General features: G+C 60.5%; 18 protein-coding genes and 1 tRNA gene. 10 read left to right on the forward strand and 9 right to left on the reverse strand.

What is annotated here, in order from left to right; genetic code table 11:
- The first annotated feature begins 252 nt into the window (after positions 1 to 252).
- Together IRZ24_RS04470 and IRZ24_RS04475 are read left to right on the forward strand one after the other, a co-directional pair.
- Positions 253 to 1,161 (forward strand): complex I NDUFA9 subunit family protein, encoded by a 909-nt coding sequence (locus IRZ24_RS04470; RefSeq protein ID WP_297160751.1) that lies wholly within the window; start codon positions 253 to 255, stop codon positions 1,159 to 1,161.
- 215 nt (positions 1,162 to 1,376) lie between these two features.
- A complete protein-coding gene (locus tag IRZ24_RS04475) occupies positions 1,377 to 3,284 on the forward strand; it encodes an adenylate/guanylate cyclase domain-containing protein (protein WP_297160752.1) in 1,908 nt (635 codons plus the stop codon).
- 45 nt (positions 3,285 to 3,329) lie between these two features.
- Here IRZ24_RS04475 and IRZ24_RS04480 read toward each other — a convergent pair whose 3' ends face one another.
- The 4 genes from IRZ24_RS04480 to sucC all read right to left on the reverse strand — a co-directional run bounded on the left by IRZ24_RS04480 (position 3,330) and on the right by sucC (position 7,925).
- Positions 3,330 to 4,211, reverse strand: coding sequence for a GNAT family N-acetyltransferase (locus tag IRZ24_RS04480; RefSeq protein ID WP_297160753.1), 882 nt, complete (start codon positions 4,209 to 4,211; stop codon positions 3,330 to 3,332).
- 239 nt (positions 4,212 to 4,450) lie between these two features.
- A complete protein-coding gene (locus IRZ24_RS04485; protein ID WP_297160754.1) occupies positions 4,451 to 5,653 on the reverse strand; it encodes a histone deacetylase in 1,203 nt (400 codons plus the stop codon).
- A gap of 245 nt (positions 5,654 to 5,898) precedes the next feature.
- Positions 5,899 to 6,774 carry a succinate--CoA ligase subunit alpha gene (gene sucD / locus IRZ24_RS04490; protein WP_297160755.1) on the reverse strand — a complete coding sequence of 292 codons (876 nt, stop codon included), beginning with the start codon at positions 6,772 to 6,774 and terminating at the stop codon, positions 5,899 to 5,901.
- Between the two features lie 5 nt (positions 6,775 to 6,779).
- Positions 6,780 to 7,925, reverse strand: a complete 1,146-nt coding sequence (gene sucC / locus IRZ24_RS04495; RefSeq protein WP_297160756.1) for an ADP-forming succinate--CoA ligase subunit beta — start codon at positions 7,923 to 7,925, stop codon at positions 6,780 to 6,782.
- 492 nt (positions 7,926 to 8,417) lie between these two features.
- Between sucC and IRZ24_RS04500 the strand changes: the two genes are divergently transcribed.
- Positions 8,418 to 9,482 (forward strand): hypothetical protein, encoded by a 1,065-nt coding sequence (locus IRZ24_RS04500; protein ID WP_297160757.1) that lies wholly within the window; start codon positions 8,418 to 8,420, stop codon positions 9,480 to 9,482.
- Between the two features lie 169 nt (positions 9,483 to 9,651).
- On the opposite strand, the gene manB is transcribed toward IRZ24_RS04500, so the two are convergent.
- Genes manB through IRZ24_RS04520 form a run of 4 tightly spaced genes read right to left on the reverse strand, consistent with a single transcriptional unit; the run spans position 9,652 to position 13,970 of the window.
- Complete coding sequence (manB, locus tag IRZ24_RS04505) at positions 9,652 to 11,022, reverse strand: phosphomannomutase CpsG (RefSeq protein WP_297160758.1); 1,371 nt, start codon at positions 11,020 to 11,022, stop codon at positions 9,652 to 9,654.
- Positions 11,019 to 11,582 carry a GNAT family N-acetyltransferase gene (locus tag IRZ24_RS04510; RefSeq protein ID WP_297160759.1) on the reverse strand — a complete coding sequence of 188 codons (564 nt, stop codon included), beginning with the start codon at positions 11,580 to 11,582 and terminating at the stop codon, positions 11,019 to 11,021. The genes manB and IRZ24_RS04510 overlap by 4 nt, the downstream gene beginning before the upstream one ends.
- On the reverse strand, positions 11,579 to 12,760 hold the full coding sequence (locus IRZ24_RS04515; RefSeq protein ID WP_297160760.1) for a phosphopentomutase: 1,182 nt from the start codon (positions 12,758 to 12,760) through the stop codon (positions 11,579 to 11,581). Before IRZ24_RS04515 ends, IRZ24_RS04510 begins: the two co-directional genes overlap by 4 nt.
- Positions 12,761 to 12,773: 13 nt before the next feature.
- Positions 12,774 to 13,970 (reverse strand): 6-phosphofructokinase, encoded by a 1,197-nt coding sequence (locus IRZ24_RS04520; RefSeq protein ID WP_297160768.1) that lies wholly within the window; start codon positions 13,968 to 13,970, stop codon positions 12,774 to 12,776.
- 322 nt (positions 13,971 to 14,292) lie between these two features.
- Between IRZ24_RS04520 and IRZ24_RS04525 the strand changes: the two genes are divergently transcribed.
- Entirely contained in the window at positions 14,293 to 15,264 is a 972-nt protein-coding gene (locus tag IRZ24_RS04525; RefSeq protein WP_297160761.1) for a nucleoside hydrolase, read from the forward strand.
- A 270-nt stretch (positions 15,265 to 15,534) separates the two neighbouring features.
- Here the strand turns inward: IRZ24_RS04525 and epsC are convergent, their stop codons facing one another.
- Positions 15,535 to 16,161, reverse strand: a complete 627-nt coding sequence (gene epsC, locus IRZ24_RS04530; protein WP_366914233.1) for a serine O-acetyltransferase EpsC — start codon at positions 16,159 to 16,161, stop codon at positions 15,535 to 15,537.
- 440 nt (positions 16,162 to 16,601) lie between these two features.
- Here epsC and IRZ24_RS04535 point away from each other — a divergent pair, with 440 nt between their 5' ends.
- The 6 genes from IRZ24_RS04535 to IRZ24_RS04560 all read left to right on the forward strand — a co-directional run bounded on the left by IRZ24_RS04535 (position 16,602) and on the right by IRZ24_RS04560 (position 22,616).
- Entirely contained in the window at positions 16,602 to 18,062 is a 1,461-nt protein-coding gene (locus IRZ24_RS04535; protein WP_297160763.1) for an MFS transporter, read from the forward strand.
- Between the two features lie 174 nt (positions 18,063 to 18,236).
- Positions 18,237 to 18,309, forward strand: a tRNA-His gene (locus IRZ24_RS04540).
- 80 nt (positions 18,310 to 18,389) lie between these two features.
- On the forward strand, positions 18,390 to 19,259 hold the full coding sequence (locus IRZ24_RS04545; protein WP_297160764.1) for an LLM class flavin-dependent oxidoreductase: 870 nt from the start codon (positions 18,390 to 18,392) through the stop codon (positions 19,257 to 19,259).
- Positions 19,260 to 19,844: 585 nt separating this feature from the next.
- Complete coding sequence (locus IRZ24_RS04550) at positions 19,845 to 20,216, forward strand: hypothetical protein (RefSeq protein WP_297160765.1); 372 nt, start codon at positions 19,845 to 19,847, stop codon at positions 20,214 to 20,216.
- Positions 20,217 to 20,235: 19 nt separating this feature from the next.
- Positions 20,236 to 20,958: a response regulator transcription factor gene (locus IRZ24_RS04555; protein ID WP_297160766.1), complete on the forward strand. Its 723-nt coding sequence runs from the start codon at positions 20,236 to 20,238 to the stop codon at positions 20,956 to 20,958.
- Positions 20,955 to 22,616 (forward strand): HAMP domain-containing sensor histidine kinase, encoded by a 1,662-nt coding sequence (locus tag IRZ24_RS04560; RefSeq protein ID WP_297160767.1) that lies wholly within the window; start codon positions 20,955 to 20,957, stop codon positions 22,614 to 22,616. Before IRZ24_RS04555 ends, IRZ24_RS04560 begins: the two co-directional genes overlap by 4 nt.
- Positions 22,617 to 22,804 lie beyond the last annotated feature (188 nt).

Raw genomic sequence — 22,804 nt, forward strand, 5'->3', positions numbered from 1 at the left:
CTTTTAGCTGTCATTGTCCTATATTCTAATAGGGAGTGGAAGTATGAGGCATCAGCCAAGGGTATCCGGCTTGCTGCTTGGGTTGGCCTAAGCAAAGCTACAGGTCTCTGATGAGGCTTCCTCTGACGTCTTCTTTTCAGAGGGATCTCGCCAGTGCTGGCGAAGAAAGTAGGTCTGCCATCTAGCGCAGGCTGGCTGTCACCTGCTGGCAGCCTGGGCAGCGCTGAGGCAGCCAAAATGAGGAGAGGAGCCATGATCCTGATCACAGGCGCAACTGGCTTTATTGGAAGGCACCTGGTGCAGCGGCTCGTAGAGCGTGGCGAGCGACCGCGCTGCCTGGTACGCAATATCAGCCGTGCGGCCAGGCTTCTGCCGGCGGAGAAGGTTGAGCTGGTAGAAGGAGCAACCACGCTCCCGCTCTCGTTGGAGCCGGCCCTGCGCGGTGTTGACACAGTGATACACGCAGCCTTTATGACTGCCGACCGCAAGCAATCAGCCGGCAATACCTATGAGGGCACGAATGTGGCTGGCACCACCAACCTGGTTAATGCGGCCCTGGCGGCAGGGGTCCGGCGCATGATCGAACTCAGTGGCCTGGGAACGAAGCCTGATCGCCCGGGCAGCTATATGCAGGGGCGTTATCTGGCTGAGGAAGTCCTCAAAAAGAGCGCGCTGGCCTGGACCATCATCCAGCCCTCTGTTCTCTTTGGAAAGGGGGCACCCTTCTTCAAAGGCCTGGCTGATCTAATCCGCAGTGCGCCGGTGGTTCCCCTCATTGGTGGTGGTGCGCTGCGCTTCCAGCCGATCTACGTCGAGGATGTTGTGACTGTCATCCTGCGTGTGCTTGACGACCCAGAGGGGAGCCGCAAGCGTACCTTTGTCATTGGCGGACCCGAGTACTATACCTTTGCTCAGATCATAGAGCTACTTATGCAGACACTACAGGTACGGCGTCCCATGCTGCCGCTGCCGCTCTTTCTGGCTCGTATTGGGGCTACCGCGATGGAGCTGCTGCTGCCCAAGCCACCGATTACGCGCGCGGCTCTGACCCTCTTTACCTTTGACAATATCACCGCCCTCGATGCTGTCGAGCGCCAATTTGGGTTCCAGCCTCTCTCATTACGGAGCTATCTGGCCCAAACAGGCAAGGATGGTCTCTAGTCAGAGCCACTTAGGAAAGTCAGGCTGCCTGAGCAGGCCTGCTCTTGGGCAGCCTGATCTGTCCGTCTAGCAGATAGCTCCTGCCCACTCCGGCCCGTCAGGCTGGGAAATCTCTCTCCGTTTGCTCTACCTCTGTGCTATAATAAGGCAGCGTTGCGCAAAGAGGCATCTTCATCTGGATCATTTTCTGGCTGCTTCGCAGGGAGGGATGCGCAGTGTTGAAGGACCTGGGGGAGGAGCTGCACTCGCTAAGCGAGGCCCTGAAGCGTATTTCCAGCCAGTTGCACGAACAGACGCGTGAGCTGGAAAGGGCTGTTGAAGGAACCTATGCCCATAATCTGAGCGATCCGCGGGTCCAACTCCTCAGTAAAACACTGATGGTCAGTCGCCGCGCCGATCTTGAGTTATCGCGCCTGAGTCAGCGCCTGCTGGGTCTACGGGAGGAGCTGGCCTGTCATGAGACGGCAGTCCTGGAGCGCGAGCATGAGGAGCTACGCAGCAGCATTACGGTCCTCAAGCGCGAGCGTCACGAGCTGGAAACGCTCTATGAGATTGCTCGTACCTTAAATTCAACACTAGAGTTTGACGAAGTGCTGCGCCTGGTCATGGACCAGGTGATCAGCTTTGTGGGAGCCGAACGGGGCTTTCTGGTCCTGCTCAACGAGCAGGGCGAGCTTGAGTTTAAGATCGCGCGCACGAAGGACGCACGCAGTCTCGAACGTGATGCCTTTAACTTGGGCATCAGCCAAAGCACCGTCAATCGTGTCGTTCAGACGCGCCAGCCGATCTTGACCAGCGACGCTCAGGAGGATCAGGACCTCAAAGAGCAGCGCAGCATCATTGAGAATCGCATCCGCTCAATTATGTGTGCCCCGCTCGTGGTGCGCGATCGTTGTATTGGCGCGGTCTATGTCGACAGTCGCATCAGTGCTAACCTTTTTGGCCATCAGCAACGAGATCTGCTCTTCGCTTTCTGTCATCAAGCGGCCATTGCCATTGATAACGCTCGTCTCTTCGCTGATCTGCAGCGCACGCTGCGCCAGGTCAACGAAGACAAGCAATACATGGATAACATCTTTGCCTCGATTGCCAATGGGGTGATCACTACTGATCCCGAGGGAGTGATCACGACCTTCAATCGGGCGGCGGGTGCCATTCTGAAGCTTGACGAGCGTGCGGCCCTCGGGCGACACTACCGCGAGGTGCTGGCCAACCGCCCGGAGTTGGGCCTAGTTGATCTCCTGCAAGAAGCGCTGCTACACCACGAGCATGGCACACGCGTGCCGGTGGCCTTCGAGGGGAAGGTAGCGGGACTGGGCTGGGTCAATATGAATTTCTATGTCAGTGCTCTGCGTGATGAGCATGGCCAGCACATCGGTACCGCCCTGGTCATTGACGATCGGACCGATCTGAAGCGCGCTCAGGCCGAGGCTCGTGAGATCAAGTCGCTCTTCGGGCGCTACGTCCATCCTAGTGTAGTCAAGCGCCTGATCGAAGATCCGCATTCGCTCAAGCTGGGTGGTGAGACGCGCGAGATCACCGTGGTCTCCGCCGATCTACGTGGCTACACAACCCTGGCTGAGCGCCTTCCGCCGGAGCAGACAATGAATTTGCTCAATAATTATCTGGATCTCATGGTTGAAGCGGTCTGGGATGAGGGGGGCACGCTGACAGCTTTCTGGGGCGACGAGCTGATGGCCATTTTCAATGCGCCCCTGGAGCAGGAGGACCACCCACTGCGTGCGGTACGGGCGGCCTGGAAGATGCGCCAGGCCATCCTGGACTATTGTCACCGCCACCCCAACGAGGTGCCAGTCAAGTTCGGCATTGGCGTCAATACGGGCCTGGCCATCGTGGGTAATATTGGTTCGCGCGGGCGCCTCCAAAACTATACGGCGATTGGCGATACTGTCAATGTCGCCGCCCGTCTGCAGTCCCAAGCTGACGATAACAATATTTATCTGAATGCTTCAACATTCTACCGTGTGCGCCAGCATGTGCAGATCGATCACGTCGGCACTCTGCTGGTCAAGAATCGCTCCGAGCCGCTGGAGGTGATGCGTCTGACGGGAGTCTACAGCCTGTCAGGCTCAGGCTCAGGCTCGGGCCATGTCTTCCCCTGAGCATGCCCCCTGGCGCTCCTCTCAGTTCCCACTGGCGGCCAGTCGCTAGAAGGCGCGTGCCGAGGGCAGCTCTTTGCACAAAATGAAACCACGCTGGGGCATGCGCACGAAGCCGAACCACTCGTAGAGGCGGTGAGCGCGCCGGTTATCTTCCTGGGTGTTCAGCATAATGCGGCGCACGCGCGCGCGCGCGAAGAAGCTGATAGCCTCGGCCATCAGGCGGGCACCAATCCCTTTTCCACTGAAAGCCGGGTGGACGGCGATGCGGATCAGGTAGCCGTAACCCTCATCGACGGTGTTAAACTGGTAGCCGACGATGCGTCCCTCCAGCTCCGCCACAACAAAGTAGGGATGAGTAGCAGCGATATCTGCGAAGGCCAGGGCGTCGTAGCGCCATAGTGGTGCGAAGCAGAGCCGTTCAATCTCGCAGAGGGCTTCCAAATCGCTGCTGTGCACGCTGCGCACGTTGACCGCCTGATTCCCGTGTGTAGGGACCTGGTAATCGAATTTGTCATAGGCGTAGAGCAAGCTGTGGGGCGCGAAGCCCCGCCTCAGTAAGGGGGTGCGCAGCCAATCTTGCTCTTGATCGTTCCCTGAATAGTAGAGCTGGGTCACTCCACGGGCTTGCAAGTCGGGCTCGAGGTAGTCAAGCAGTCTTTCAAGATGTTCGAAAGCCTGCCGATGTTCTCCCCAACTCACGCCAAAGCCGCCGATCCAGGCAACAGGTGGATTCAGGGACTGAGAGAGCAGAAAGCTCTCGAGTTGCTCGGCGCGGAAGAGGCCGCAGGCGGGATAATGCTCCAACAGGAGCGGCAGCTCCTGGGGGGTGAAGCGCTGATAGACATAGTCTGAGAAGAACAGAAGCTTCTGGATGTGAGCAAGATCACAGGAGGTCAGAGGGCGCACCTGCTGCGAACCTGTCTGCATGGGGCCTCCTTGGAAATGGTGGCATCATTGCCCTGGCTCGCTCCTTCCTGTTCTGATCTCTCAGCCTGCTGAAGTTCTTGCTGTGCCTGACTGGTCGCTTTCAATGGCCCTCCCTTGGCCACCAATAGTCCACTGAGATGCCTTCGCTGCGGTCCACACCTGAACTGTGGACGCTCTACGTCTCACGTTTGAACCAGCAGAACGGAGGCAGCCCGGCTGAGCATCAGTCTGGCTCAGGCTCAGTGGCTCCCATCCGTTCGCCTGCCATTGCTGCTGGCTGGGTCGCTCGCAGCAGACTCCGCCTCCGGTCCCTTCACCTCGCGTCGTAGCCTGGCGATGTCTGGCCGCGGAGCGTTGCGCATGCGGTAGCCTGTCAGCTTGTGGATGCGTCGCAGCTCGGCAATGAGAACGTCTGTGTTAATGCGGAAGGCCTTCTCGGGCGGCGGTCCTAGGCTATCGACGGCGGCGTCATCGCCCAGCAGCAGATTAATGCTGGTAGCGACACAGGCCGCATTGGCCTGCAGATCATAGCCGCCTTCCTGGATCATGATCAGCCGGCCATCGCAGAGATATTTCGCCAACTCGATAATGATCATGATCAACTGGGCAAAGCCGGCAGTTGACAGATACATATTGGCCAGCGGATCTTTCCAGTGAGCATCAAAGCCCGCCGACACAAGGATCAGTTGCGGCTGGAAGCGGTCGGCGGCGGGCGCCATGACCTGACGGAAGACCGGCTCATAGGTCTCAAAGCCGGTTGTGGCTGGTAACGGCACGTTGATGGTCGTGCCCAGGCCCTCCCCTTCGCCCAGCTCATCCGAGCGCCCTGTGCCGGGATAGAACGGGGCCTGATGGGTGGAAAAGTAGAGTACGCGCGGGTCACGATAGAAGATGTTCTGGGTTCCGTTACCGTGATGAACATCAAAGTCGATGATCATCACCCGCTCGAGACCGTAACGCTCGATAGCATAGCGGGCGGCAATGGCAACATTGTTAAACAGGCAGAAGCCGAGGGCCTCATCGTACTCGGCATGGTGGCCGGGCGGACGAACCAGGCAATAGGCATTATCGATCTCGCCCTTGAACAGGGCATCGATCGCTGTCAATCCGGCGCCAGCGGCTTTGGCAGCGGCCTCATAGGAGCGACCGGAGACGAAGGTTTCGGGAGCAAAGAAGTGCGAGACTCGTCCACCGGCGGCGGCTTCGCGAGCGGCGCGCTCTGCGGCGGCGCGCACCGAGCGGATATAGAGGCGGTCATGGGCCAGAGCCAGCTCATCTTCGCTGGCCTCGCGGGGCGAGAGCAAGACCAGCCCTTCCCGCTGGAGCCAGCCCAGGGCCTCGAGCACAGCCATCGCCCGTTGCAGGCGCTCAGGGCGCTCGGGATGCCGGCGCGGGGTAATATGCTCCAAAAAGATCGGATCGTAGACCAGTGCGGTTGTCATCTTTCCTCTTCGCCAGGCGGGGATAAGCCCCGGCTCCCCCCTTGCCTGAGCTGGTAGGGGCCGGAGCCACTCCTCGCGTGCATACGCTTCTCTTCTTTTTTAGGTATAGGTGGTTACCCTGGGACCGGGTCCGTTCCGTGCCTCCCCTCACTGCGACAGTAGGGGAAGCGCCGTGACCTTGCTTGAGCTGGATGCGGCCTGTCTTTTCCCTGACAAAGAAGGGAATAGGCTACTCGCCAAGCAGGCTAGGCCTTTTTCGCCAGGGCGGCCTTGACCAGGTCGGGGATATCAAAGATGGTATCGGCGACGGGCACCCCAGCAGCCTGCAGGGCGGCCACTTTACCCTGAGCTGTACCCGTATTCCCCGAGATGATCGCGCCCGCGTGCCCCATGCGCTTGCCTGGTGGGGCGGTGCGACCCGAGATAAAGGCCACCACAGGTTTCCTCATCGTCTTAATAAACTCGGCGGCATCCTCCTCATCGCTGCCCCCGATCTCGCCGCAAAGCACCACCGCCTGGGTCTGCGGGTCCTGCTCAAACAGCTTCAAGTGGTCGACAAAGGTGGAGCCGATGACCGGGTCGCCGCCGATGCCAATGCAGGTCGACTGGCCGATGCCAGCTTCCGTGAGCAGGGCGACAATCTCGTAGGTCAAGGTGCCAGAGCGCGAAATGAAGCCAACGGGGCCGGGGGTAAAGATCTGGTAGGGCATAATGCCGATTTTCCCCTTGCCGGGGGTGCACAAACCAGGACAATTTGGGCCAATGAGAGTAGCCCCATGCTCGCGCACCACCAGCATAGCGCGCGCCGTATCCAGCACCGGGATAAACTCCGTAATGCAGACGATCAGCTTGATACCAGCGCTAGCGGCCTCCATGATGGCGTCGGCGGCTCCGGCAGGAGGGACAAAGATACAGCTCGCGTTGGCATCAGTGGCGGCCTTAGCCTCTGCCACCGTATCGAAGACCGGCAAGCCGCAAGCGCTCTGGCCACCTTTGCCGGGCGTCACACCGGCCACCACCTTGGTTCCAGCCTCCAGCATCCGCGTCGTGTGATAGCTTCCCTCGCGCCCGGTGATGCCCTGGACAATCACCCGGGTCTGTTCATCGAGTAGAATGCTCATGCCTGCTATTCCTTCTCCTTTGCCTGGATAGCGGCGACGATCTTCTGCGCCGCATCGCGCATATCCTTGCCCCAATCAAGGCCCGCGTCCTTTAGCATCGCGCGGCCCTCTTCTGCGCCTGTGCCTGACAGACGCACCACAATCGGCAGACCGGCGGGGAGCTGTTGCTGAGCCATAATGACGCCCCTGGCCACCTCCTCGCCGCGGGTGATCCCACCGAAGATATTGACCAGGATGCCCTTGACATCGGGATCGCGTGCCACGAAGGTAAGAGCCTTGGCCATCACCTCGGCGCGGGCTCCGCCGCCAATATCGAGGAAATTGGCCGGCTTACCACCGCAGGCGGCCACCATATCCAAGGTCGTCATGACCAGGCCTGCCCCGTTGCCGATGATGCCGACGTTCCCATTGAGCTTGACGTAGGTCAAGCCCTCCTTGTGGGCCTCAAATTCCAGCGGGTTGGCCTCCTCTGGCTCCTCCCAGGCGGCGTAGTCGCGATGGCGATAGAGGGCATTGTCGTCGAGCACAATCTTGGCATCGGCGGCCTGTACCTGGCCATCACGCGTCAACACCAGCGGGTTGATTTCAGCCAGGTTGGCATCGCTCTCGATAAAGGCTTGCGCCAGCGCCGTCAGGATTGTCCCCCCGCGGGCGATAACTGCCGAGGGGAAGCCAGCGCGCGCCAGAATATTGCGCGCCTCAAAGGGTCGCAGTCCCCAGCGCAGATCGATCGGCTGCTTGATGATCTTCTCTGGGGTAGTAGCGGCAACCTCTTCGATGTCGACACCGCCGGCAGTTGAGACCATCACGACAGGGGCCTGCGTCTTGCGGTCCAGGACGATGCCAAGATAGTACTCCTCCTGGATTTCCAGCTTGGAGACTACCAGCACCTTCTGGACGACCAATCCTTTGATATTCATGCCCAGCACCCGGGCGGCGGCGGCGCGGGCCTCTGCGGGCGTATTGCCAAACTGGATGCCTCCTGCCTTGCCACGTCCGCCGACATAGACCTGCGCCTTGATGACCACCGGTCCGCCAAGCTCGCGGGCGATCGCTTCCGCTTCTTCTGGCGTGTAGGCTACGCGCCCCGGCTGGATGGGGATACCGTAGCGTGCCAGAATCTCTTTGGCTTGATACTCGTGGATCTTCAAATACGTACTCCTTTGTCTGTCTGTCCTTTGCGTTGTGCGCGTGGTGCCTCTCTGACTTCTCTCCTGCCCTGGCGCCCAAGGGGAGATCTCTCCGCACTGCGCAGCCGCCGCAGTGACTGGCGACCGGCTGATGGGGCAAGAGCGCGGAGGTCATACCGTGCGGCCTCTAGAGCGCCGGCAGGTCAGATCAGATGGCCTGGCACCGCGCTGGAAGTATCTTGACGTGACAGAAGGCCAGCCTCTCTTGCGCGCAGTGCGCTCAGCTCACACTCCTCGCTGCGGGTTATCTGGTTGGCAGGCATCACAGTAAGGAGAGGAGCAACTCCAATGCTATCACCGCCCGAAAAAGCTGTCAACGCTGAAGAAAACTGCTACAATGCCAGTGTTTTGGCCCTTCCCTATAGTGAGAGTAACCTCAAAGACTCTCCCAAGCTAAAAACAGGCAGTGGGAACGTTCTCTGAATGGAGCACAAGAGGGGGCAACATAGTAGTATGTCTGATCTGCATTCTCTGGCATCTCCATCACCAAGCAATCGTCCAGGTCCACGGCTGTCGCCGGAGATCCCTGCTCGCCCGGAGGGGGGAGCGGGTCGCAGCGGCTGGCGACCGACTGAGGAAAAACCAGCCTGGCAGCGGCTCTGGCTGGCATTGGCCTTGATTGTGGCTCTTCTCGCCTTAGGGGGAACCGGATTATTCGTTTGGGGCTGGCTGCGCAGCCTTGAACCCGCTCTAACGGCTTCGGCGCCGACCGCGGCCATCACCACCCTGCACGTGGCCCGTGCAGCCCCCTATGCCGGCCTGACCTTTCAGGTGATCGATGCCCAATATGCCACGGCTTTCAGCGACGATCTGATCCGGCCTGGACCGGCTCAGGTGCGCCTTCGCCTGCATGTAGTCAATAACAGCAGTACTCAGGTCTCAGTGATCTATTACGACGCGGCGCATCTGCTGGTTCCTGGGCAGAAGCCGATCGCTCCGAGCAACGTCAATTTGACTGTGGCGCTGGCGCCTGGCAAAAGCGCTGATGGCTGGCTTGACTTCCCGGTTCCCCGGGGAATCAGGTTGGAGACGCTGAAACTCCAGCTCGGTTCAACCACGCTCAATGAATCGCTGGTGATTATCCCCTTCAGCGGCCCCTTTAATCCAGCCAGCTATAGTGGCAAAATCTATCCCCAGAACCTCACAATTCTCTATACCTACAATGCGCAGCCGGGCCTTTATCTAACCTATCACCTGGTCAGCGTGGAGCGTCAATTTGCCTATAGCGGCTGGGGGCAGGTCAAGGCGGGTCAGCAGTACTACATCTTCAACTTCCGGGTTGATAATCCCAATGGCGTGGCTGTCACTCCCGGGCCTGGCTTTGACTACCTGCGCCTGGTACTCGATGGCAACGTGCGCGCCCCGCTCGACAGCACGCTGCCGACTGGCTTCAAGCCAGGCGCTCATCAGGTTGAGGGCCGCGTAATGTTCAGCGCCCCGGCGGGCCTGCATAGCCTCACGCTGCGCTTCCTCTACCAGTATGGGCAGGGAGGCAACGACTACAGCGTCCAGCTCTGACGCAGGCTTGTCCGAAGGCCCGTCGGCTTAGGGACAACGCTGCCCGCGAGAGAAGGCACTGGAAGGAGAGCGGTAGGCCGCTCTCCTTCGTCAAGGCCAGCGGTCAAAGCCTGGCAGGATCAGCATCGGCTGATCCGAGAGCAGGCGCCGTAAGGGTTGGGCGCCGCTGTCAGGAGCGGATAAAGGCCAGCAATTCATCACGCTTGGCCTCCATCAGCTCGCGCGTATTGGCCTCTACATTCAAGCGCAGAAGCGGCTCTGTATTTGAAGGGCGCACATTGAACCACCAATCGCCGAAATCGAGCGTGATGCCATCGAGCCGATCAACGGAGCGCGCCAGCGGCCCATAGCGCTCAACCAGGGCCTCGAGCTTCCCCTGAACATCGCTAACGCGGCTATTGATCTCGCCGCTACGCACGCGTGTATTGAGTGGCCGGATCAGCTCCGAGAGCGGCTTATTCTCGATCGAGACCAGTTCGAGAAGCAGCAAAAAGGCGATCAGGCCAGAATCGGCATACCAGTTATCGCGAAAGTAGAAATGGCCTGAGTGCTCGCCGCCGAAGATGGCATTCAGCTCGCGCATCTGGGCCTTGATGTAAGAGTGCCCTACGCGTGTCCGCACGGCCTTGCCGCCCATGCGCTCGATCAACTCAGGCACGCTGCGCGAAACAATCAGGTTGTAGAGAATAGTGGCCCCGGGGTGCTTGCGCAGCAAGCTCTGCGCTACGAGCGCGGTGACCATCGAGCCATCGATGACATTGCCCTGCTCATCGACCGGGAACATGCGGTCTGCGTCGCCATCGAAGGCGGCGCCCAGGTCGGCCCCTACTTCGCGGACCTTACGCTGCACATCAACCATGTTCTCCGGCTCGATAGGGCTGGCCGGATGGTTGGGGAAATGCCCATCCAGCTCGAAGTAAAGCGGGATCAACTCGCATGGCAGATGTTGGAAGACACGTGGCATGATCAAACCGGCCATGCCGTTGCCGGCGTCGATGACCACCTTGAGCGGCCTGACCTTGCTCACATCGATAAAGGAAAGAGCATGCGCCACATAGTCATCGGTCACATCGCGCTGAATAACCTGGCCCTTGCGCGCCGGCTCAGGGAACTGACCACGTAAGGCCAGATCGCGAATCTCAGCCAGGCCACTATCGAGACTGATCGGCGCCGCCTGGGCCCGACAGAACTTCATGCCATTGTACTCGCCCGGGTTGTGGGAGGCGGTGATCATCACGCCCGCCGGATAATTGAACTTCCCCACGGCGAAGTAGAGTTCATCGGTGGTCGTCAGGCCCAGGTCGACCGCATTGACACCTTGGTCGGTTATGCCGCGAATGAGAGCCGCAGCCAGCGCCGGCGACGAAAGGCGCATGTCACGCCCAACGGCGATTTCTGGCACGCCCAGATAGAGGGCAGCGGCCCGCCCGATCGTATAGGCCGCCTCGTCGGTCAGATCGCGGCCATAGATCCCACGCACGTCGTAAGCCTTAAAGATGCTCGGATCGATCGGTTTCTGAGAAGTTGGTGTTGTACTCATGAGGCAGCGTGTTCCTCTGTTTTAACGATTTCCAGCAGCACCCAGGGGGCCCCGGTGCTGCGAGGATCGAAGATCTGACCAACCTCTGTGAAGCCGGCTTTAGCAAAAGCCCGCCTGGCCGGGTGGTTGGCCTGAGCCGTCTCAGCGTAGACGCGCACCAGACCGAGCCTGTCGAACAGGAAGCGGACCAGCGTGCGAATAGCCTCTGGCCCGTAGCCCTGGCCCCAGCGGCTCTTCTCGCCGAGGCCAAGACCGATCTCGGCCTGGCGCAAGCGGTAATCCAAATTAAAGTAGGTGATGGTGCCGATAGGCACGTGGTGCTCATCCTCTATGATAAACCAGAACTGGCGTCCATTGCCGATGACATAATTGCGCTCGAAGAGGGGCAAGAACTCCTCCAGGGTCTCCGAGTAGGGGCGATGAGGATCGTAGCGCCAGACCTCATCGTCGCGTTCCCAGGCAAAGACCAGGGGGGCATCACTCTGCTGAGGACGGCGCAGAAAGACGCGCTCCCCGTGCAGCAGCGGATAGGAGTCGTTACGCTGTGGTCGGTCGGTCATAGCAGTCCCAATTCCTGTGCAAAGCTGGTACCGGCGGCCAGCGGCTCAACGCCGAACGCCTGCGCGATGGTCTGTCCCAGATCAGCAAAGGTAGCGCGCACTCCCAGATCAACGCCAGGCCGTACGGCTGGCCCATAAGCCAGCAGCGGCACCTGTTCGCGCGTATGGTCGGTCCCGCGATAGGTTGGATCGACGCCATGATCACCGGTGAAAAAGAGAGCGTCGCCAGGCTGCAGGCGCTGGCGTACGCTGCCGAACCAGGCATCGACCTCGCGCAGGGCCTGCGCGTAGCCCTGGCTATCGCGCCGATGGCCCCAGAGCTGGTCAAATTCGACCAGATTGACAAAGAGCAGGCCGGTGAAATCGCGTTCCAGCCAGCGCAGCGCGGCCTCCATGCTGGCATGATTGGTCTCCGTGTGTTCACTAGCGGTCAGGCCGCGCCCAGCGAAGAGATCCTCGATTTTGCCGAGGCCGATGACGGCGTAGCCGCGGGCCTGCAGGTGATCAAGGAGCGTGGGGCCGGTGGGAGGCAGCGAGAAGTCGCGCCGGTGCTCTGTCCGCACAAAGTGGCCGGGCCTGCCGGTGAAGGGGCGAGCGATCACACGCCCCACGGCGTGCTCACCTACCAGCAGCGAGCGCGCGATCTGGCAGATGCGATACAGCTCGTCCAGGGGTATGACCTCCTGGTGAGCAGCAATCTGAAAGACGCTATCGGCTGAGGTATAGACGATTGGGTAGCCGGTGCGCAGATGCTCCTCACCCAGCTCCTTGATAATCTCGGTCCCCGACGCCGGCTTGTTGCCAAGGACCTTGCGTCCGATCGCCTCCTCGAAGCGGGCGATCAGTTCGGGCGGGAAGCCGTGTGGATAGGTTGGGAAGGGCTGACGCAGAATCAGCCCTGTGATTTCCCAGTGGCCAATCGTGCTGTCTTTGCCAGCTCCTTGCTCGCTCATGCGGCCCCAGGAGCCATCGGCGTCGGCTCGCGGGGGTGTCCCCAGGATCGGCGTAATGTTGCCGAAGCCGGCGCGGCCCAGGTTGGGCAGCGCCAGCCCACCGACGGCCTGGGCGCAGTGTTCCAGTGAGCTGGCGCCTTCATCGCCGTAGGCCGCCGCATCAGGATTGGCGCCGGCCCCGACGCCGTCCAAGACGACCAGAATGACGCGTTTCAGTGACCCCATTGTCTTTCTTCTTTCACCTGACCTTTATGGGCGCCAGCCGCACATAGCGTGCTGGAAGCTCGCCCAGCAGCGGCAGCGCATAGCGCCGAAAGGCCTCTGTGATCATTGTTCCGCTCGTGTCCAGATACTCGGCTGGAAGACAACGCCTCTCATTTGCGATCGCAGCGAGCGGGGCCAGGCCGGTCGTGCAGCGATAGGCCGGTCCCTCTTCCCGCTGCAAGGTTACCATCTGGTCGCTGTGCCCTGCGAGGGCAGCCAGAACACCCTGCCGCCCAACCAGCACCGCCTCAGCGCGGTCAACCGGAGAGACATAGGCGCTGGCCATGCGCTGCAAATCGCCAGGTTTATCGAAGCGTGCTCGCAGACCGAGCTGGCTTCTGACTGATTCTACCAGATATTGGGCGGCGCCGCTGAGTAACGGATGGCCGAAGGCATCTGCGCCCATTGCGCCCAGGCTGCCCAGTGGGCGCCCGTGCTCATCGCGCACTGTCTCGGCCACAACGACGACGACGTAGCCCAGGCGGCCATAGACCTCCTCAACGCGGGCCAGAAACTCTGCCTGGCGGAAAGGGCGCTCCGGCACCAGGATCAGATGCGGCGGATCGCTCTCGTCGTCTTTCAGTAAGGCGGAGGCCGCTGCTAGCCAGCCAGCATCTCGCCCCATTGTCTCAATGATCTTCACGGGATAATGCCAGGGAATGGAGCGCGTATTAAGGCTCGAATCCTGCGTCGCCAGCGCAATGAAACGGGCGGCGCTGCCGTAACCAGGACAGTGATCGGTCAGCGGCAGGTCGTTATCAATAGTTTTGGGTATGCTGATCGCCTGCAGCTCGTAGCCACGCTCCTGGGCAGCCTGGGCCAGACGGTGAAGCGTGTCCGCCGAATCGTTGCCGCCGATATAGAGTAGATAGCGGATCTCGTAACGGCGCAGCAGCTCTAGCGCGCGCTCTATCTCCTCATCGCGTAGGCGATAGCGACAGGTACCCAGGGCTGCAGAAGGCGTCTCACACAGGCGTGGCCACACTTCCGCCGGCTGCCGGCCCAGATCGATCAGCTCCTCTTTCAGAAAACCCTCAATGCCGTGCAGCATGCCGTAGACATTGGCCACTCGCTCACTTGCCAGCGCGGCCTCCACGGCCCCCACCAGGCTGGCATTGATCACTGCGGTGGCGCCCCCCGACTGGCCAATGAGCAGGTTAGCGCGGGCCATCTTCGTCAAGCAAACCCCCCAAACGAGTTGTTCTGCGGCCATTATAGCAAGAGGAGGGCGCAAAAAGATACCGCTTTCTCCGGCTCGTACCAGCCGACTCTGTCCTGATGCACTGGGATGGCAGGGCTAGCTGTCGCTCTAACCCGTTCAACTCCGCTTCTTTGTTGAAAGAAATGGTACAATCGTTCTGTCCGCGGGAGCAGACAGAGAGGGAGGGCCGCCTCTCAGCGCGTGGCCGCGGCCACACGCTGAGAGGAACCGCACCGCTCTGCTGCTGCGCTCGAGAGAGCACGCTCTCTTGCCATAGATAGAGGCATAAGCTATGGAGAAGAAGCAGAAGATTATTCTTGATTGCGATCCAGGACATGATGATGCGCTCGCCCTACTGCTGGCCGCGCGCCATCCGAGCCTAGAGCTGTTAGCCATTACCACCGTAGCTGGCAATCAAACGGTAGAAAAGACCACGCGCAATGCGCTCAGCGTCTGTACATTGGCGCGCATTCGCGAGGTGCCAGTAGCCAAGGGCATGGCTCAGCCGCTGGTGCGGGAAGCGCGGTACGCCGCCGACATTCACGGTGAATCGGGTCTAGATGGGCCGCCTCTGCCGCTGCCAGAGCGGGAAGCGGTATCTGAGCATGCTGTTGATGTCATCATCGACCTGGTGCGCAGTACCGATGACGTAGTCCTGATAGCGACGGGACCGCTCACCAACGTCGCCAGCGCCATTACGCGTGAGCCAACGATCCTCTCACGACTCAAAGGCATCTATTTAATGGGGGGAGCCATCGGGTTAGGGAACGTCACTCCTGCTGCTGAATTCAACATCTACTTCGATCCCGAAGCTGCGGCCATCGTCTTTAACAGTGGCTGTCCGATCACGATGATCCCGTTGGAGGTCACTCACCAAGCGCTGGCCACGCCGGCTGTGATGGAGCGCCTGCGCTCGCTGGGGCGCCCAGTGCCTGCCTTCGTTTGCCAGTTGCTCGATTTCTTCGGAACCACCTATCGTCGGGTCTTTGGCTTCGCGGCGCCGCCGGTGCATGATCCCTGTGCGGTGGCGGCCCTCATTGAGCCGACCCTCATCAACATGCATCGCATGTATGTTGCGGTTGAGACGCGAGGCGAGTATACGCTAGGGCGGACGGTCTGTGATGTCTATGGGGTCTTGGGGCGGCGAGCCAATGCCCGCGTCGGTTACGGCCTGGATGCCGCCCGTTTCTGGGAGCTGCTCATTGAGACACTGGCCAGTTATGAAGCAGTGGCGTCTGGCGTTGGGGCTGCTGAACAGAAGTAGCCAGGGCGCTGGCCGGCCCCGCCGCGCCCGGCCCGGCCGGCTGCCCGGCGCGCGGTCTAGCTGCGGCTAGCTGGGAGAGAGGTGGAGCAAACAGAAGAAAACGCGGGCGGACGGTGGGTGCCAGACCAGGCCCGCCCGCGCTACCAGGGAGAGAGTTCACCTGAAAGGATAGCGCTCATCTCAGGCAAGGAAGGGAGGCCAGTGGACCTGACCCACCGCTCTGGCAAGGTTACCAGCTTCCAGGCCAGGCCGCTGCCATCCTCGCTGGACTTAAATCTGATAGTCCATCTCCCAACCCTGCGTCAATTCCTCGTGCTTCGCCAGGGGCTCGCCGCTCTTCACCAGCAGCTCAGCGGGCTTGGCCGCAACCACCGAATTGGGCGGCACTGACTCTAGTACGAGGGCCATCGCCCCGATCTTGCTGCCGCGCCCGATGGTAATCGGCCCCAGAATGGCGGCCCCGACGCCGATGGTCACATCGTCCTCGATGGTAGGATGGCGTTTCTGCTTGCGCCCAGGGCCTGGACGCCACCAGCCGGTAGCGCCAAGCGTCACCTGGTGGTAGAGCATGACATTATTGCCGATCTCGGCAGTCTCGCCAATCACCACACCGGCCCCGTGGTCGATAAAGAAGCGCTTGCCGATCTTCGCGCCCGGGTGGATCTCGATGCCGCCGGTGACAAGGCGCGCGAACTGTGAGATCAGGCGAGGAATAACAGGGATATGTAGATTATAGAGGAAATGCGCGATACGATGGAAGAAGATAGCCCACAGCCCCTGGTAGAGCAAAGCTTCGAAAATATTATTACAGGCAGGATCTTTCTCAAAGATCACATCGATGGCATCCGGCCAGCGCGTGCGCTTGCGCGGCGGGCTGGTGGGTGCCGGGATCAGCATGCCGGGGGGAACCTCCGGCAACTGCGAGAGATCGCTTTCTCTCTCCCTGGCCTGGTCGCTCTTGATCTCCTCTGACGTATGGTGAACCATGTAGCCACGTGCCCTTTCTGCAACAAAGAACCAGCCTGTTTGCTCTACTAGTGCCTTTGTTTGGAGTGTATGGCACGACCGGGCCGATGTCAAGTCTTCTCCTGCTGCCAGTGGCATTCTCACACGCGAGGCAGTGGCCAGGCCTCTCCAGTGGCTCCGCTCCTCTTGACAAACCAACCGAACCATCGGTACAATTCTACAAAACAGGCTGCTTGCTCGTGAACCATCGGGCCGGCATCACCTATGACATCGGGCCAGAAAGGACAGATTGTAGCGACGTTGCTCTAGCATTCTGGCCGGCTGGCTGGCTGGCATCAACAGCCTCGCCCACGCCAAGGAGGGAGGCAGCTATGGCTTCCGAGGCAGGCAATCCATCGCAGCCTGTGACCGGAGCGGGCAGCACGGCGGCAGCCGTGATTGCGCGTCTGGACCGTATCCCTATCTGGGCCTTGCCCTATCTCTACATCGGCATCATTGGCGCCGGTTTCCTCTTCACTTTCTTTGACATTTTCGACATCAACGTCTCCTTCATTCAGACCTGTATACAGATCGTGTCAGGCTGTACCCCCGAATCGGCGGCCAACTACCTGGGACTACCCGTGCTCCTCAACCTGGTTGGCTATGTAATCGGGACACTCATTCTCAGTCCTCTGGCGGACCGCCTTGGGCGGCGCGATATGCTGCTGGTGACAATGGTCATCACAGGTCTCGGCTCGCTCTACAATGCCCTCGTCGGTGACTATGTCAACTTTATCATTGCTCGTACCATCACCGGTATTGGCGTCGGCGCTGACCTGGCCCTTGTCAACACCTATATCAACGAGGTGGCGCCGAGTGGAGGGCGAGCGCGCTATACCTCGCTGATCTTTATCATGTCCTCGCTAGGCGCCTTTCTGGGGGTTTGGCTGGGCTTGCTGCTCACCACACAGCCCGAGGCTTTCCCTTTGGGCCTGCCCTTTGCGCTGGCTGGGCCTGGCTTCACCTTCGGCTGGCGCCTGATGTATGCCATTGGCGCCTTGCTGGCCCTGATCGGCATTCTGATGCGCTTCCAACTGCATGAGTCGCCGCGCTGGCTGATCTCACAGGGACGGGTCGAGGCGGCAGAAGGCGTAGTCGCTCAAATGGAGGCGCAGGCGCAGGCCCGCGTGGGAGAGCTGCCCACGCCGTCTGAGATTCCGGTCGAGGCCCAGCCGGGGCGTATCCCGTATATCGAGATCTTTGGCAACCGGCTCTATCTGCTGCGCACAATCTTCCTCTTTGTGGTCTGGTTCATCGGCTATATCACGGTTTACGCCATCGCGGCGGGGCTGACCTCGTTGCTGACTGCCCTGAAGTTCCCTCCGCCGGAAGCGGGCCTGATCGTGGCAATTGGCTCGGTGGGTTTCGTGATGGTGGCCATCTTCGATTATGCCTTTGGCGAGCTGCTGGAACGCAAGTACTGGCTGCCGGTGGCAGCCTTGCTAACGCTGGTCGGCTGCCTACTGATCGCTCTGGGCGGAGCTGGCAACTTCGCTGTGGCCGTGCTTGGCTCGATTGTGCTCTTTTTCGGCTTCAATCTCTGGGTGCCGATGACCTACACCTGGTCGACGGAGCATTATCCAACACGGGCGCGTGCGACGGGCTTTGCTCTCGTTGATGGAGTTGGCCATCTTGGGGGCAGCGTTGGTCTCCTGGTCATTCCGCCCCTGATCCCAACCCTGGGGCCGTTGAGCACCTTTCTGATTATCGCCGGTTGTCTGATTGTGGCAGCGATCATTGCCCAGTTTGGAACGGCCACGCGCCTGCGCCGTCTCGACGAGGTCTCTCCTTAGTTGGCTTGCTCAAGCTCGATCTCAGCGCTCTCCTGGTTCCCTGCAGGCTCTGGTCTGCCAACGTGAACGAGGCTGCTCATAGTTGTCGGCCAGGGCCTGCTGTGACCACTACCCTATTGACAGCCGACAGACTCTCCGTTATACTGGCTGTGCATACAGCGAAAAAGCAACACGGTGGCCGTAGCTCAATCGGTAGAGCTCTGGATTGTGGCTCCAGCGGTTGTGGGTTCGAGCCCCATCGGTCACCCTCTTTTTTTGTGTGCTGCTTGGGCCGAATGCCGGCCTGAGCCTTCCGGCGCCGGCTAAGCAACGTGGGTGTGACAAGCCATGCTCTACGGTCTGCATCTCCCCAACTTTGGCCCCCTCGCCGATGTGCGCTTGTTGTGTGAGCTGGCTCAGGAGGCGGAGGCCGCGGGTTGGGATGGTTTCTTTCTCTGGGATCAGATTGCGCGGACAACGCTGGCGCCGACCAATGATCCGCTGGCGGAGGTCTGGGTGGCGTTGACAGCCATTGCTCTCCAGACTCGCCGCCTGCGCTTTGGTCCTCTGGTGACACCCTTGCCGCGCCGTCGTCCCTGGGAGCTGGCTCGGCAGGCGGTGACTCTTGATCATCTCTCGAATGGGCGCCTGGTGCTGGGTGTAGGTCTGGGCGGCGGTTACTTCGACTTTGCGGCCCTGGGGGAGCCTTCCGATCTCAAGGTGCTAGGGGCCATGCTCGATGAGGGCCTGGCTATCCTCAGTGGTCTGTGGAGTGGTCAGCCGTTCCGCTTCGAGGGTCGCTACTACCATATTCTGGAAGCGCACTTTTTGCCGCCACCTCTTCAACAGCCGCGTATTCCCATCTGGGTCGCTGGAATGTGGCCCAATCGCGCCCCGCTGCGCCGCGCAGTCCGCTGGGATGGTTTCATCCCCATCGGGCGCGATCTGGGGCTGACAGAGATGCTCTCGTCCGAGACAATGGCCGAGATTGTGGCGGCCCTACAGCAGTTGCGGTCGCAGCCGGGACCCTTCGAGGTGGTGCATTTCGGCATCAGCTCCGGCAAAGATCTGGAGGCCGATCGCGCACTGGTGGCAGCCTATGCCCGCGCGGGGGTGACATGGTGGGTTGAGAATATCGTACCGGAGCGCTGGGGGACCTGGCAGCAGTGGCCACTGGAGGCGATGCGTCGCCGGATTCGCCAGGGACCGCCTCGCTAGGATTGGTCTGCTTTCTTCTTGCCTGTGGGCCTCTTCCTCACTGCGTTCCTCTCGCTCACTCCCTGGTTGGTCCTCTCGCTTTGCTCCGCTTCTCTGCCTGTGATCTGTCGCGCTGTCGCGCTGTGGCGGTGTCCCGCTGATGCAGAGCCGACGCTAGGCGTTGCCTTGATCTATGCCGGCAGACGGCTGCGACAGATTTGCGACAAAGGCTGGATACGGCGGCGACAACTGGGCGCTACATTCATCTCCTAAGAAAGTCACCTCCCTTCGTGTTCTCAGTGGGTGACACTGCTTGAGTGAGCCGTGCAATCGGCAATGGCCAGGGGATTCCAAAATCCTGGCTGAATGCCAAGAGGAGAAAGGAGTATTGTTCTCGTGTGGGACAGAAGAGATGAAGCGCGAGGTTGGTCGGCCCGGTCACCCTCCCAGGGGGCTTACGAGGCCAGAGGGGATGACTGGCCTCAGCAAGAGCAGTTGAGGCCCAGGTGGCCTGCCGAGGTTGGGCCGCCGGCAAGCTACTGGGCAGAGGTCGCGGAGGCTGACAGCGAAGTGTCGTCTTCTCGCTATACCGAGGCAGTCTTGGGAATGCTCTCTTACCTGGGCGGCTGGCTCTCGGGTCTGCTGGTCCTGCTCTTCGGTGGCAGGAGTCGCCTGGTGCGTTTCCATGCCCTGCAATCGCTGTTCTTTTTTGGGCTGGTGATGATCATCGATATATTCATGCTGATGGTGCCTGACTACGTAAATCGTTTTTCCTACTGGTGGGCCTCGTACGATCTGGAGGTATTCGCCACCTTATCCTGGCTGCTGCTGTTGGGCACGCTGCAGGTGGTGACCATCACGGGCTGGCTCATCGGCATGATTCAGGCGGCCCGCCGGCGCTTCCATCTTATGCCCCTGGTAGGGCGTCTGGCTCTCGCTCTGGTTGGCGGTAAAACATATCATGCGCGCTTAAAGTAAGCACAATACCAGAAGAGAGATGAAAACGCTCTTGCTTGTTGAAGACGCTCAAGACCTGGCACAGCTCATTATTCGTGAACTGAAAGCGGATGGCTATGCGGTCCTCTATGCTCCTGATGGAGTGGAGGCGCTGCGCCTGCATGAGGAGCGGCGTCCTGACCTGGTTATTCTGGACTGGATGCTGCCGCGGATGGATGGGCTAGAGGTACTGCGTCGTCTGCGCCAGCAAGCGCCTACCCCGGTGCTGATGTTGACGGCACGCGGCGAGGAGACCGATCGGGTGGTGGGCCTGGAGCTGGGGGCCGACGATTACCTGGCTAAGCCCTTTAGTATGCGCGAATTATTGGCGCGGGTGCATGCTCTGCTGCGGCGCGCCGAGCTGATTCAGCAGATGCTGCAGCGCGATCTGGCGCGGGCCGAGCAGCCGCTGACCTATGGGCCGCTCTGCCTGGATGCTCAGGCCCACCTCGTGACCCTGGATGGCCAGCCGCTCGATCTAAGCCCGACAGAGTTTGAACTGCTTCATCTCTTCCTGCGCAGTCCCGGACGCGCCTTTAGCCGGGCTTACCTGCTCGATACAGTCTGGGGCGAGAGCTACGTTGGTGGTGATCGCTCGGTCGATAATACTGTGCTGCGCCTGCGCAAGAAGCTAGGCTCCTTGGGGGAAGCCATCGAAACTGTTTGGGGGGTGGGCTATCGTTGGCGCGCGCGTGGCCCCGCCCGAGGGGGAGGCGAGCGATGAAAGCGCGATGGGAGAGCTTCTGGCTGGGAGCCAGGCGCAGACGCGCTCTGCTCGAAGCAATCTTGGCCGCCTTGCTACTCAGCGGCTTGATCAGTCTAGCCTCTGCTACGGCGACGGGCCATGAGTTCAGCCTGGTGCTCTTGGCGCCTTTCGGGTTGGGCTACTTCGCCTTGCGGGCCGAGGTAGGACCACCCCCCTGGTGGCGCCGTTGGTGGCGAGACCTGGTCTGGGGGCTGTTCCTCTTGCTGCTCCTCAATGGCTTGCCCTTTCTGCTGCTATGTCTGCAGAATCTGTTTGGGAGCAATCTCTGGTCAGCTTATGCAATCGATTTTCCATTGATGCTGCTCGCCACCGCGCTGATCGATTTGATCGGCTTTATCATCTGGCGAGGATTTCTGCGTCTGCTCTTTCTTTGGAGTTACTTGCGGCGCCGACAACTATTGTGGGCCTTAACCCATGCTCATGCCATGATGGTCCTGCTAGCGGCAGGGCTGGTCATTCTCCTCTTCGACCTGATGGCCCTGGCTAGCCTGAACGATGTGGCGGTGGTGATCTCGCTCACGATGGTGTTGGCGGTGATCTCGCTGATCGCTCTGCTGGCGGTTATTCCGCCAACCGCTTTTTTCTCTTACCTGGTGGTGCGCCGCACGACGGCTCGCCTGCGCAACCTGGCCGAGGCGGCTCATGCTTTGCGTCAGGGGAATTATGCTGTGCGCGTGCCTGTCGAAGGCGAGGATGAAGTAGCTCAGTTGCAGGCCGATTTTAATGCGATGGCTGCCGAGCTAGAGCGGGCCCTCCAGGAGCTGAAGCAGGAGCGCGATACGGTGGCCGGACTGCTCAAAACACAGCGCGAGCTAGTAGCTGCCGTGTCTCATGAACTGCGTACCCCTGTGGCCACTGTGCGTGGCTATCTGGAGGCGGCGCTGCGTCACCTGGATCGCGGCGAGCTGCCAGAGTCGTTGCCTCGCGATCTGGAGGTGATGGAGGCTGAGGTGCTGCGCCTGCAGAGGCTGGTCGAGGATCTCTTTGCGCTGGCTTGTGCTGAGATCGGACGCCTGACTTTGCGCTGTGTGCCGACTGATGTGGGCGAGCTGGCGCGCCGCCTGGTGGCTGCGCGCGCCCCGTTGGCCTGGCAGAGCGCACGGGTGCAGGTGGTGGCAGAGACACCGCCAACGGGACCCTTAGCCCTGGTTGATCCCGAGCGTCTCGCTCAGGCGCTGCAGAATCTGCTGCATAACGGTATTCGCCACACACCACCTGGCGGCATCGTGTCAGTGCTGGCCTCTCAAGAGGGGGATGAGGTGGTGATCCAGGTGCGCGATACTGGTGAGGGTATTCCTCCCGAGGAACTGCCTCGCATCTGGGAGCGCTTTTATCAGGCTTCGAGCAAGTTGCGTCGCGATGGTAGTGGCAGCGGCCTCGGGCTGGCACTGGTCAAGGAGTGGGTGGAGGCTATGCAGGGCCGCGTGGCGGCGACTAGTGTGCTTGGAGAAGGCAGTTGCTTTAGTCTCTATCTGCCCGCTGCTCGCCAGGAGAGGCCCTTGACACCTGCGCCTCAGCCTGCAGCGACTTTGCGGCCAGGGCCGGCCTTCGTTCATGGGTCATTGTCCGACGGTGAAATATGTCATATAAATGCTGCTGATCCTAAAAAAGGATGAGAGAGATAAGAGCGATTTCCTTTTCTTGTAGTCTGATTTGCGCAGCGGCGTCTCACTCGGAAATAAAGGACGCGTTTGCAGTGTTTTTCCTAATAGATGGAGTGAATGCACTGAAACCCGTGCCGATGGTGGTGCGTGTGGCTAGATGAGGGTAGGTCATACCCGGCTCGCTAGCGTCTGGAGAGATG

Origin of the sequence: Thermogemmatispora sp. (assembly GCF_019683755.1) — a bacterium.
Taxonomy (GTDB): Bacteria; Chloroflexota; Ktedonobacteria; order Ktedonobacterales; family Ktedonobacteraceae; genus Thermogemmatispora.